Origin of the sequence: Streptomyces bobili (assembly GCF_002154575.1) — a bacterium.
In the GTDB taxonomy this organism is placed as follows: Bacteria; Actinomycetota; Actinomycetes; order Streptomycetales; family Streptomycetaceae; genus Streptomyces; species Streptomyces bobili.
This window is the reverse complement of sequence record NZ_MUBA01000107.1, coordinates 18528-29252: the sequence shown is the minus strand read 5'-3', so window position 1 is coordinate 29252 and position 10725 is coordinate 18528. Positions and strand designations below refer to the sequence as shown.

The 10725-nt window shown below is 70.5% G+C and carries 17 protein-coding genes and 1 pseudogene; all 18 read right to left on the bottom strand.

All coding sequences use genetic code 11. The annotated features are described in order from the left end of the window. The coding region (locus tag BZL64_RS09905) for an AAA family ATPase (protein ID WP_158101518.1) at window positions 1-1375 on the bottom strand (1375 nt) is incomplete at its 3' end. 28 nt (window positions 1376-1403) lie between these two features. Next, entirely contained in the window at window positions 1404-1712 is a 309-nt protein-coding gene (locus BZL64_RS09900; RefSeq protein ID WP_086768161.1) for a hypothetical protein, read from the bottom strand. Continuing rightward, window positions 1709-2542 (bottom strand): DUF2303 family protein, encoded by an 834-nt coding sequence (locus BZL64_RS09895; protein WP_086768159.1) that lies wholly within the window; start codon window positions 2540-2542, stop codon window positions 1709-1711. Before BZL64_RS09895 ends, BZL64_RS09900 begins: the two co-directional genes overlap by 4 nt. Window positions 2543-2544: 2 nt before the next feature. Further along, entirely contained in the window at window positions 2545-2916 is a 372-nt protein-coding gene (locus BZL64_RS09890; protein ID WP_086768157.1) for a hypothetical protein, read from the bottom strand. A gap of 131 nt (window positions 2917-3047) precedes the next feature. Further along, window positions 3048-3275, bottom strand: a complete 228-nt coding sequence (locus tag BZL64_RS09885) for a hypothetical protein (protein ID WP_143663069.1) — start codon at window positions 3273-3275, stop codon at window positions 3048-3050. A 353-nt stretch (window positions 3276-3628) separates the two neighbouring features. Continuing rightward, a pseudogene (locus tag BZL64_RS41035) lies at window positions 3629-3916 on the bottom strand (WhiB family transcriptional regulator); the annotation flags it as partial. After that, complete coding sequence (locus tag BZL64_RS09875) at window positions 3913-4539, bottom strand: hypothetical protein (RefSeq protein ID WP_086768152.1); 627 nt, start codon at window positions 4537-4539, stop codon at window positions 3913-3915. The pseudogene BZL64_RS41035 and the gene BZL64_RS09875, both read right to left, overlap by 4 nt. Next, window positions 4536-4901, bottom strand: a complete 366-nt coding sequence (locus BZL64_RS09870) for a hypothetical protein (protein ID WP_086768150.1) — start codon at window positions 4899-4901, stop codon at window positions 4536-4538. The genes BZL64_RS09875 and BZL64_RS09870 overlap by 4 nt, the downstream gene beginning before the upstream one ends. Beyond that, window positions 4894-5184, bottom strand: a complete 291-nt coding sequence (locus BZL64_RS09865) for a hypothetical protein (RefSeq protein ID WP_086768148.1) — start codon at window positions 5182-5184, stop codon at window positions 4894-4896. The genes BZL64_RS09870 and BZL64_RS09865 overlap by 8 nt, the downstream gene beginning before the upstream one ends. Continuing rightward, window positions 5181-5933, bottom strand: coding sequence for an exonuclease domain-containing protein (locus tag BZL64_RS09860; protein WP_244205281.1), 753 nt, complete (start codon window positions 5931-5933; stop codon window positions 5181-5183). The genes BZL64_RS09865 and BZL64_RS09860 overlap by 4 nt, the downstream gene beginning before the upstream one ends. Next, a complete protein-coding gene (locus BZL64_RS09855; protein ID WP_086768146.1) occupies window positions 5930-7123 on the bottom strand; it encodes a recombination directionality factor in 1194 nt (397 codons plus the stop codon). The genes BZL64_RS09860 and BZL64_RS09855 overlap by 4 nt, the downstream gene beginning before the upstream one ends. Continuing rightward, the gene (locus BZL64_RS09850; RefSeq protein ID WP_086768144.1) at window positions 7123-8067 is read right to left on the bottom strand and encodes a hypothetical protein; all 945 of its coding nucleotides are present in this window, start codon (window positions 8065-8067) and stop codon (window positions 7123-7125) included. The genes BZL64_RS09855 and BZL64_RS09850 overlap by 1 nt, the downstream gene beginning before the upstream one ends. Then, window positions 8067-8411 (bottom strand): LuxR C-terminal-related transcriptional regulator, encoded by a 345-nt coding sequence (locus BZL64_RS09845; protein WP_086768142.1) that lies wholly within the window; start codon window positions 8409-8411, stop codon window positions 8067-8069. The genes BZL64_RS09850 and BZL64_RS09845 overlap by 1 nt, the downstream gene beginning before the upstream one ends. Continuing rightward, window positions 8408-8947 (bottom strand): hypothetical protein, encoded by a 540-nt coding sequence (locus tag BZL64_RS09840; RefSeq protein ID WP_086768139.1) that lies wholly within the window; start codon window positions 8945-8947, stop codon window positions 8408-8410. The genes BZL64_RS09845 and BZL64_RS09840 overlap by 4 nt, the downstream gene beginning before the upstream one ends. After that, the gene (locus tag BZL64_RS09835) at window positions 8944-9384 is read right to left on the bottom strand and encodes a hypothetical protein (RefSeq protein ID WP_086768137.1); all 441 of its coding nucleotides are present in this window, start codon (window positions 9382-9384) and stop codon (window positions 8944-8946) included. The genes BZL64_RS09840 and BZL64_RS09835 overlap by 4 nt, the downstream gene beginning before the upstream one ends. Next, complete coding sequence (locus BZL64_RS39795; protein WP_158101517.1) at window positions 9381-9521, bottom strand: hypothetical protein; 141 nt, start codon at window positions 9519-9521, stop codon at window positions 9381-9383. The genes BZL64_RS09835 and BZL64_RS39795 overlap by 4 nt, the downstream gene beginning before the upstream one ends. Beyond that, entirely contained in the window at window positions 9518-10258 is a 741-nt protein-coding gene (locus BZL64_RS09830) for a hypothetical protein (RefSeq protein WP_086768136.1), read from the bottom strand. Before BZL64_RS09830 ends, BZL64_RS39795 begins: the two co-directional genes overlap by 4 nt. Beyond that, complete coding sequence (locus BZL64_RS09825; RefSeq protein ID WP_086768134.1) at window positions 10255-10638, bottom strand: hypothetical protein; 384 nt, start codon at window positions 10636-10638, stop codon at window positions 10255-10257. Before BZL64_RS09825 ends, BZL64_RS09830 begins: the two co-directional genes overlap by 4 nt. Between the last annotated feature and the right edge of the window lie 87 nt (window positions 10639-10725).

Here is a 10725-nt window from a genome sequence, read left to right as displayed (position 1 = left end):
GAAGAAGGGCGACAACGCCCGCAACATCGTCGTCACCGTCAAGGTCGGCAAGCAGAAGGACGACGAGGAGGCCGGCGACATCCAGTTCGGGCTCCGTGTCGTCACCGTCGACGGGGAGACGAAGCCGGACGGCCGGCCGGTGGTCGAGGGACTCCAGGACCACCGACGTGACCGGCCGGCCGTCCGGCTTCGTCTCCCCGTCGACGGTGACGACACGGAGCCCGAACTGGATGTCGCCGGCCTCCTCGTCGTCCTTCTGCTTGCCGACCTTGACGGTGACGACGATGTTGCGGGCGTTGTCGCCCTTCTTCGACACGTGCAGCTCGGACTGCAACGCGCCCTTCGCGGAGGAGGAGCCGCGGCCGTGCTCGCCGACGTGCCCGGTGTGGTGGATGACGAGGACGCAGGCCCCGGTGGCCCGGCGCAGGTCCTCGATGCGCTCGACGACGATGCCCAACTCCTTGGCGGAGTTTTCCTCGACGCCGACGGACACGCGGGCCTGGGTGTCGATGACGAGGAGCTGCGGCTGGAGGCGCCGCATGGCCTCGACGAGGGTGTCCCATTCGGGGCCGGTGGCCTGGACCGGGCGCGGGAGGAAGAGGACGTTGTCCATCTTCAGTCCGTGGTGCTTTTCCCAGGCTCGGACGCGTTTGCGGATGCCGCGGGCGCCCTCGGCGACGAGGTAGACGACGGTGCCCTGACGGACGTAGTGGCCGTGCCACTGCATGCCGGTGCCGACGTGCCCGGCGAGGTCGATGGTGACGAACGACTTCATGTGGCCGGACGGGCCGACGATGCGGGCGAGGGAGTCGAGGTGGAGGAGGTCGCCCACGAGGGGTTCGAGGGTGGGCATGTTGTCGAGGCTGGCCGCGTCGAGGAGTTCGGCGAGGAGGGCGTCGGCGGGGTCGCCGGAGCGGCCGGCGGCGCGTTCCTTCTGCCGCTGGAGGTAGTCGTCGATGAAGGTGACGGCCTGGCCGGGCTCGGCGTCGGGTGCGGTGGCCTGCTGGATGATGCGGCGGCCGAGTTCTTCCTCGGCGTGCAGGTCGGCCTTGCGGCGGACTTCCTCGGCGAAGTACTCGGGATCGAGACCGTAGTCGCCCAGCTGGTTGACGTAGGCGGGGCCTCCGGCGCGGCGGAGTTCGTCGCGCTTCTCCAGCTCCAGGCGGATCGCCATGGGGTTGATCGGCTGGCCTTCGTCGTGGAGGTGGCCGATCACGTCCCACAGCAGCTCGTGTGCGGGGAGCCGGAAGTCGGCGCGCCGGATGATGCCGCGGACGGCGAGGATCTGCCGGGGGTTGTGCATGCATCCGCCGATGACGTACCGCTCGGCGTCGTACTGTTCCGGGCCGTGCGTGTCCGCCTGGTCTCGCGGCATGTGGCGGACGTTGTCCACGGGCGGTCTCCTAGAAGAGCGTGGTGGGTGCGGTGGTGCACTGGTGGCTGGTGAGGTGCTGGTGGGGGCAGTCGGGTGGGTGGCGGCGATGTGTCCAGCGCAGTCGGAGCGTCCGGTGGGGAAGGCGGGGCAGGCACCAGACGAGGTCGTTGGGGGTGCTGTCCGCCGCGGCCGCCGGGTAGGGCAGGTGCTCGTCGGCCGGTGGGAGGGAGACCCGGGCTTGGAGGGCTGCGGTGTCTCCGACCCACTGGACGAGGAGGGGTGCCCGGCACGCGGGGCAGCGCTGGGTGCCGCCGCCCCGCGGCCGGGCCCTGGTCATGCCGGCTGGCCGTTCATGACCGCGGTGTCGATCTGCTCGCCGATGGCCTTGATGACGTCGGCGAAGGCGGTGGCGCGGATCTCGTCGGGGCGCTCCAGCTTGTAGCCGAGGCGGAGTCCGTCCTGTCCGATGCGGTGGCGGAGGCGGGCGGTGAGCTTGTAGCCCTGGCTGCCCTCGAAGGGGATGAGGCCGATGGTGAAGACCTCGGGAACGGAGAGCTGGCCCTTCTGGCCGGCCTTCGTGGTCTGGGTCTCCACGAACTGGAACTGCCGCTGCCCGGAGGAGAGTCGGGTCGCGGACTGGAAGTCGACCTTCACTGCGGCCTGGAAGGACTGGGCGATCTCCAGCATTTCGGCGGAGGACGGCTCCAGGAGTTCGGGGAGGTGGTCCTCGAGGAACTCGGCGAACTGCTCCTGGCTCAGGAGCTTGCCGTCGTGGTGCAGCCACTGTGCCCAGGCGGTGGTCTCGCGCAGGGCGAGGTGGAGGCGGTGGCCGGACCAGCGGGCGCCGTCGGTGGTGTGGGCGTCGAGGACGGCGGTGACGGTGAGGCGCTCGCTGTCGGCGTAGACCTCGCTGTCGGTGTCGTGGTGCTTGGTCCAGTAGGCGAGGAAGCTCTCGGCGTCGCGGACGGTGGTGGTGCCGGTCTTGCGGGTGGGGGTGTCCTTGTACTGGTCGCCGGTGAGGTCGATGCGCTCGACGCCGCGGGGGGTGGTGACGGCGTAGTAGTGGCCGACTTCGAGCTTCGTGGGCTCGGTGGCCTGCTGCGCGATGTCGATGACGGACTGGATGCCGTCGAGCTGCTCGGCGGGGGCGCTGGTGTAGGTCGTCATGGTCAGGCGTCCTTGAAGGTGTTGTTGGCGGGCGCGGTGCGGAACTCGATGGCCATCTGGCGGGGGTCTTCGCGGACGGGCTGGCCGTCGTCGTCGAGGAAGTAGAGGTTCTTGACCGGGGTGGGCTTGGGGGCCTTCACCGCGGACTCGACGCCGATGGGCATGGGTGCGGACTCGACGCCGTTGGCGGGCGGGTCGACGACGATGGTGATGACCATGGAGCCCTTCTTGCCGTGGGTGCGGACGGCTTCGAGGAGCTGGTGGAACTCGGTGCTGAGTTCCTCGTCGGTGCGGCCGTTGAGGTGGCTGGCGAGGAAGGCGGCGACGGGGGCCTGCGGGGTCTGGATTTCGCCGGTCTCGTGGTTGACGGTCATGTGCGGTGGTGCCTTCCTGGTTGTGGTGCTGGCGTTGTGGTTGTGGGGTGGTGGGCCCGCCCCGGTTGGGGATGTGGGGCGGGCCCGGGTGGCGGCCGCGGTGTGGGGTGCCGTGGGGGTCGGCCGCCGGGTCAGGTGGTCTTGGCGTGGCCGCAGCGAGCGCGGTGGTCGCGGCGGTGGTGCTCGACGAACTCGCGGACCCGGACCGAGCCGGTGACGGGTCCTTCGCGGCCGCCGCAGAGCAGGCAGTCGTAGCGGGCGCGGGGCGGTGTCCAGTAGCGGACGGCTCCGGTGTCGCGGTCTTCGCGGCCGGCGCCGCAGTCGACGGTGAGGAGGCCCGTCATTCGCAGGTCGGTCACGCTGTGGCCTTGGTGGTGCCGGTGCGGCGAAGGCGGTTGTCGGCGTCCGTGTTCGCCTGGCGGCACGGCGCGCAGATCTCCGTGTTCTCCCGCAGGTGCTTCTGGTAGCCCGGCCTTGTCCCGCACCGGGCGCGCTCGGCGTCATCCCCGAGATGTGACGGCAGGACACATCGGTCGAAGTCGCAGGTGCTGAGCACCCGTCCGACGGGCTGACGGTTGCGGTCCACGATGAACGCCAGCTGTCGCGGCGTGTACGCACGTCCGGCGAAGCAGACCTGGGCGGTCCCAGACCACAGCAGGTGTCCCCCAGCGGAGGTGGTACTCGCGTTCAGGACGCTGGCGAAGGTGCGTTCGGCCCTCGGCTGGCGCCTGCGGTGTGCGGCCCGGACGGCGCTAACGCGCTCAGGCTGTGTGAGGCCGCCGAAGATGCCGTCGGAGTGTGTGTCGAGTGCGAAGCGCAGGCATTCGGCGGCGACCGGGCAGGGGCGGCAGACGGCTTTGGCCTGCTCGATGGCGAGGATCCACGGGCCCTCGCTGCCCTTGGGGAAGAACAGCTCGGGGTCTTCGTCACGGCAGGCGGCCAGGTCCTGCCAGGCGTCACCGCGGGGGGTGTCGAGGACGTTGTAGGTGAAGCGCGTCATCGGGCCACCGCCACGGTCTGTGTCGGCCAATGCACGCCGTCGAGCGCCCGCCGTTGCTGCTTCGGGACATCGACGAGCGGGAACCCCAGCCAGTCCATGCCCATGGCCGCCAACGTGGCCGCGTCGCTGGCGTCGTACTTGCCGGCGCCTTCGCACCAGATGCCGAGCTGCTCGACGACGAACGTGTGGACCATGCCCTTCGCGATTCGCGCCCGCGTCGCCTTCGGCTGGTCCTTCGCGGGGAACGCCGACCCGGTGGCGTAGATCGTCCGGCTGTGAGGCGAGGCCACGGCGTACGGGATGCCCTTGCGCCACAGGTCGTGGGTGAGGATCCACCACATGCCGGCTGTCTCGTGCTGGCCGGGCAGCATCTTCGAGCCGTAGGAGGGGCCTTCGATGACGACGAGGTCAGCTTGCTTGGTGCGGTCGAGGACTTCGGTGCGGAGCCATTCGACGCGGGCGTGGCCTTTGTCGTCGTGCTTCCAGCGGAGGGCGTCGGCGGAGTCGGGGGTGGCAATACCGAGGCTGGTGAGGCTGGAGTCGATGCCGATGACGAGGGGGCGGGGCCCGGCCGCCACGGGGGCGACCGGAGCCTCGGTGTCGAACAGGGTCGGGGCGGTCACTGGGCACCGCCCTGCTGGGCCCAGTGCGCTGCAGCGTCCTTCCGGCTGCGGTTGCGCTTGTACAGCCGGTGGGCATCCAGGCACTCGGCGCAAGCCGTTTCGCTGCGGTACCGGTGCTGCTGATAGCCCTTAAGAGTTCCGTGCTCGATCGGCTGGCGCCTGCTGGAGGTGGGGGTGCCCTTGGTGCGCTTGGCCTCGGCGTTGGCACGGCGGCAGGCGTCGTCGATGGGTTCGCCGCGCTTGACGTGCCGGGTGTAGGCGGACTGGGTGCCGCAGGGGGCGATGGTCTGCCCGCGGTGGGGGTCCTTGAGGCCGATGTCGTTGATGAGCTGGTCGAGTTCGGCGTTGCTGAGGTCAGGCACTGGTGGTCTCCTCTCGGGTGTCGGTGGCGAGCGGGTCGGGGCTGGTGTTGCGGCAGTCCATGCAGACGAACTGCTTGGTGATCCGGGTGCGGACGTGGAGGGTGACCCGCCGCTCCGACGTGCACAGGGCGGCCACCTGGTCGAGGGCCTCCACCGGCCGCAACTCGGTGATGCCAGCTGCGCGGTGGCGGCCGGCGGGCTGCGGCCACATCCGGGCGACCGCGACGAGGCCGACGGCCATGACGGTTCCGGCGCCGGTGAGGGCGGCGATGTAGGCGCTCACGACCCGTCACCCGCTGCGCGCTGCGCCGGGATCAGCGGCCAGGAGCCGTCGATCACCTTGGCCGGGTCGCCGCCCTGCTCCGCCGTGGCCCGGGTGCGGAACCACTTCTGCAAGCCGGCCTGCTGCTCTGCCCGCCAAGACTTCTGCGCCGCAAACAGCTGCTGCGGTCCCATGTTGTTGAGGCGCGGGTGCCGCTCGAACTGCGCCTCCGCGATGAGGAGCGCCGCGAGTGCGTCGGCCTCCGCGGTGTGCCAGTCCTCCAGTTCCACGCCGTAGCGCTCGGCGGTCGGCTTCAGCTTCCGCATACCGGAGCCCTTGACGTACTTGTCGACCTGCTTGTCGATGACGTGCGGGTCGAGCAGGGGCAGCGTGTTGAGACCCACGCGCTGCTCTACGGTCGGGAGCCCGTTGCGGAGGAGGTCGTAGTAGAGGATCGACCAGTCGAAGGATTGGTTGAACGCCACGATCGGCATGCCCCACTCGATGGCGCGGACGAGGTTGGTGGCGATCTCGTCGAGTGCGGTCTTCGGGTCTTGGCCGTCGGCCTGCACCATGGCGTCGGTGATGCCGTGGACTTCGCTCGCCTCGGCGGGGATCGGGACGCCGGGATTGATGAGCCAGGAGAAGAGACGGTCGTCTCGACCGCCGCCGCGGACGACGATGGCCGCGGTGACGATGCGGTCCTCCAGCGGGTTGGGGCCCGTGGTCTCCGTGTCCCATGCCAGTCGGCGGATCTCGGTGAACTTCACGCGATCTCACCGCCCTTGAGCGCCGCGAGGAAGGTCTCCAGCTGGCCGAGGCTCGCGGACGACGGGTGCAGGCCGCCGTGGCGCTGGGCGAACGCGGCCTCCAGGTGGTCGGTGGTCATCCCGCGCGGCCCGGCGGCGGCCATGATCTGGAACCACATGCCCTCGGCGGCGGCCGGGTCGACGATCTCGGCGTCCACCACGTCGTCGTTGCCACGGTTGAACGTGTCGAGCTGTTCCTGTGTGGCGTCGCCGTAGTCGGCCGGGTTGACGATCCGCTCTGTGTCGTCCGGATGCGGCTGGTCCGGCTTCCCTGCCCCCTGCTGGGCAGGGGCTGTTACGGGCTTGGCCAGCCCGATTTGCTTGAGCTGCTCCAGATAGGCGGGAGGTGCACCCGCCTGCTTGGCCGTCTGGAAGATGGCCAGCGCGTCGGCCTGAGTCGCGGCCTCCTTCGTTTCCACGAGGAAGTCCCGCTTCGGACCGGACGCCTGGGCAGGAGCGGCTTCGATCGCGGCGCGCTCCGGGCCCGATGCCACCGCCTGCGGGGCGCCGCCGGTGATCTGCCCGGCCATCAGCGCGGCCGGGGTGATCTCCACGTCCAGCGTCGGCACTTTGAACCGTGCCAGTTGGTCCTTGACGATGGCCGTCTTCTCTTCCATCCCGAGCCACCCGGCGACGTACCCGCCTGCCAGCGCCAGCAGTTCGGCCGCTGGGGGCAGGGTGACGGCCGCGTGGTAGCCCTTCGAGACGAGAAGCCACTGGCCGAGAGCGGGCACGTCGCGGAGCATGACGTTCACGCGGGTCGTCATGGCGCAGTCGCGGTTCTCGGGGTCGCACATGCACGGCCGGTCGGTCTTCTGCTCGGTGACGCCGTCGCAACGGCGCTGGCACCTCGACCCGGCGTACAGCTCGTACCACTGCGAGACAGCGTCCCGCGGGGGGATGAGGACGGGCAGCCGGTTGACGGTGGAGTACACCTCGAACTCGGCCGGGCCGCCGTTGGCCGGCGTCCAGGCCTTGACCTCGCCGCCGTACAGCTCGGCGACGCTGGTGAGGATCTCCCGCGAGGGGGAGGTGAAGCGGAACTTGTCGAGCTTGGCCGGGCGGGTCTTGCCGTTGGCGGTGGGGACGACGTGGCCGAGGCGGATCTCGCCGAGCTGCCGCATGCGGCGCTGGAGGTCGATGATGGGCATCAGGCAGCCCTCTCTTCGCTGTTCGTGGTGGGGAGGGTGAGGGCGGGACGGATGACGGTCTTCGACAGGCCGGACGTCCACTCGGAGTTGGCCTTGACCGTGAGGAACGCCTGGAACACCTCGTCGTCGGCCACAGCCGGGATCAGCCGGTAGCCCTCCGGCCGCAGGTGCAGCACCACCCCGGCCCAGAACGTCTCGGGCATCGGGACCTTCGTGCCGTCCCGCAGCCACGCCACCCGCGCCTTGCGGTACGCGGCCATCTGCAACGACGCCTCGGGGTAGACGCCCTTGACGTCCAGCTCGCCGCCCGTCTTCGTGTCGCCGCAGAACACGGAATCGGCCGGGACCTCCGTGCCGAAGTAGGCGGCCAGCGCGGCGGCGATCACCGGGGAGCGGAGGAGGTAGTCGAGCGTGCCGGCGTAGCCCTGCTCCTCGTGGCCGACGACCATCTCGGAGGCCTCGAACTCGACCTGCCACTCCTCGACGAAGCGGAGGAAGTGGGCCAGGAACGGGGCCAGTTCCTCGTCGGCCAGCAGCTCCTCGGGCATCGGCGTGCCGAGAACGTGGGCCTCGACGAGCCGGTGGACGGCGGTCCCGATGTCGGCGCGCTCGTCCTTCTTGCGGATGTGGGCGCGGCGGAGCCAGTCGTAGGCCTCGGTGCGCTGCTCGGGTCGGAGGCTGCTGCTGACGAGGTACGGGAGGTTGTTCATCGCCGTCTCGGCGGTGATGTTCCCGGCCCAGAAGGTGAGGGCGTCGCCCTTCGAGCAGCCCTGCTCGAGGATGGTGGTGACGCGGCGGAGTTTGAGGTCGGTGCCCTTGACGCGGTACCAGCCCTGGGACGGCTTGGGGATGCGGTCGGTGCCGGTCGGCGCGCTCACCGTCTTACGGGAGCGGCGGCCGGCGGCCGGGGCCGTGTTGGCCCCAGCCTGCGCGGTCGTCGTCATCAGGCGCCACCACCCGTACGCAGCAGCCCAGCGTTCATCGCGATCGCCACCGCATGCGGCCCGTTCTCCGCCTCCAGCGCCTTGTACAGGCGCCGCCGGTGCGACTTCACCGTGTCGACGCTGCGGCCGATCCGGTTGGCCGTCTGCTCCACCTCTTCGCCGGAGGCGAGGCCGACGAGGACCGCGTACATCTGGTTGGTCAGGTGGAGCGTTGAGGCTTTGCCACGGGCGGAGCGGAGGGCGACGCGGTTGGTGAGCTGGTCGACCTGCCGGAGGGTGAGGGGCAGGTTGAGTTCGTCGGCGACGGCCACGATGTGGCGCCGCAGGTTGAGGACGGTGATCATCGGTCCCCCATGGGCTGGACGTTGGTGCGGGTGAGCGAGCGGCGGGCGACCTCGTACCAGCGCACGCCCTTCTCCCCGTGCAGGACCAGGTGGCCGACCGCGGCGAGAGCCACGAGGTCGGCGGACGCGGTCCCCGCACTGATCGGGTGCAACCCGCGGCGGCGGAGGACGCCGACGGCGCGTCCCGACTTCCACCGGCCGGCCGGGTTCTTGCGGATCTCGTCGAGGAGCACGGCCCGCCGGAAGGTGGCGTTGGCGGCACGGTGGCCGAACTCATGGCGGGCGGCGCGGTCGTCGTCGGCGTGCCGGTGCAGCAGCCTCTGGACCTCGGCCATGTCGGTGCCGTCGCGGACGACGAGGCGGAGGGTGCGGACCAAACCGCGGAGCATGTCCAGCTCGCCGGGGTAGGCCTGGGCGTCCATGTCCGCCTCGGCGACGACGGCCTTGACCATGTCGTCGGCGGTCAGACCGTCGAGGACCGGGCCGGTGCCGTGAACGTCGGTGAGGGCGGTGCGGATGTCGTCGAGGGCGCTCACGATGCCCTCCGGTCCTGCTGGCCCGGCAGCGGGTTGCTCTTGAGGTGGCGGCGGGTCGCGGCGTGCGTCGGGTGCTTGATGAGCGACGCGCCCTTCATCACTGCGGCCGCGGTCTTCGCCGACAGGTCCGCCAGCGGCTTGCCGAGCTTCGCCATCCGGCCGGCCACCCGCATCGCCTGCGGCCCGGTCAGCGCCACCTTCGTCGACATGCGGTCGACGAGGCGGGCCTGGAGCCGCTCGTACTGGAGCCGGTCTGCGGGCTCGCCGCCGTTGCACGACGGGTCGGCGATCTCCATGAAGTCCTCGAAGAACTCACCTGCGAGGAGGTCGAGGAGTTCGCCCACGTTGGCGTGGACGAGGGGCTCGACGTCGGCGGTGACCATGAGGGGCGTGGCCTCGATGTACATCGGGCCGCGTACGGTCTTCGGGTCGGTCATCGGGTGCCTCCGTGGTGGAGTCGGTCGGCGAGACGGTGCGCGGCGCGAGCGCAGAGGGTGGGTGCGTCGATCGCGCAGTAGGCGAGGAACACGGCCCAGGCGGTGGCGATCCAGAGGAGCCACTCGACGGCGGTCACTCGTCGGCCTCCGCGTCGTACTCGGAGGCCAACTCCAGGGCGGTGACGATGTAGCCGGTGGTGGACTCCTCGTTCTGCCCGGCGGTGACCACCAGCACGGCGATGCCGTTCTCGTCGTCCTCGGGGAGGGCATCCCGGATCCAGTCGAAGCTGAGGCTGGTCCCCGTCGGCCACGACCGGCGCTCTGTGGCCTCGCAGTGCGCGCGCGCGGCGGACTCGGTGCCGTAGTGGCCGAGGGTGATTCCGGAGTCCGGGTGCTCGGCGCGGTAGACGGTGGTCGGCGCGGGCTCCAGCTCGCCGCCCCGCATCGACTCCCACAAGCCGAGCACCGCCGGAATCGCCGTCTCTAGCCCACCCATGTCCCAGTAGCCCTGGAAGAACCCGCCCGAAGAAAGGCACTTCTCCGGCCACGCGTCACAGGCGCACAGGTCCTCGTGTACGGCGTCGTTCACCGCACGGTTACCGGACGCGGCGAGCGCGTCGATCTGCGCCTCGTGCAGCGCGAGCGGCCGGACAACGGGCCCCGGACCCACCGGCACCGGCAGCGCGAACGCCATGCCACGCAGCCCGTGCTCCGCCAACTCGGCCAGCGTCGACAGCACCAGCTCGGGCACGTCGCCCTGCACAGCCGCCAGCGCGTACAGCCCGCGACCGGACTGCGTCACCGCGCGCCGCCGCCAGCAGGACCCGTCCTTCGTGTTCACTGCCACCGGGTCGTGCGTGGTCGGGGCGCTCACGCCGCCACCGCCGAAGACTCCTCAACGACCTGCGGCGCATTCGCCTGCTCCGCCGTCAGTGGCACACCGTGCCCCGTCAGCTCGAACGCCACCCCACGGAACCGGGAGGACGTCGCCAGCCACACGCTGGTCGTTCCGTGCAGCTTGACCGCCGAGGTCGGCAGCCCCAGCGCGTCACGCCACGCCTCGAAGTGGGACGGGTGCATCAGCTGGAGGACGAAGCTCGGGCCACTGCCGTGGACGACGATGTACGGGCGAGGCAGCTCGGCGAACTCCGCCGCCAGCGCCATCAACGCCTCGAAGACGGGCGCGTCCTCACTGGTCCGACCGGGGTCCGGAACGGTGAACGCGATGGAAGGGGTCTGAGATGATGTGGCCACGGGGGCCTCTCTTTCGTTCTGGTGATGAGGTCGCCGAGTCGTGGGGCTGCTCAGGCCGGCAAGTCGGAGCGGCCCTTCGGCACGTCT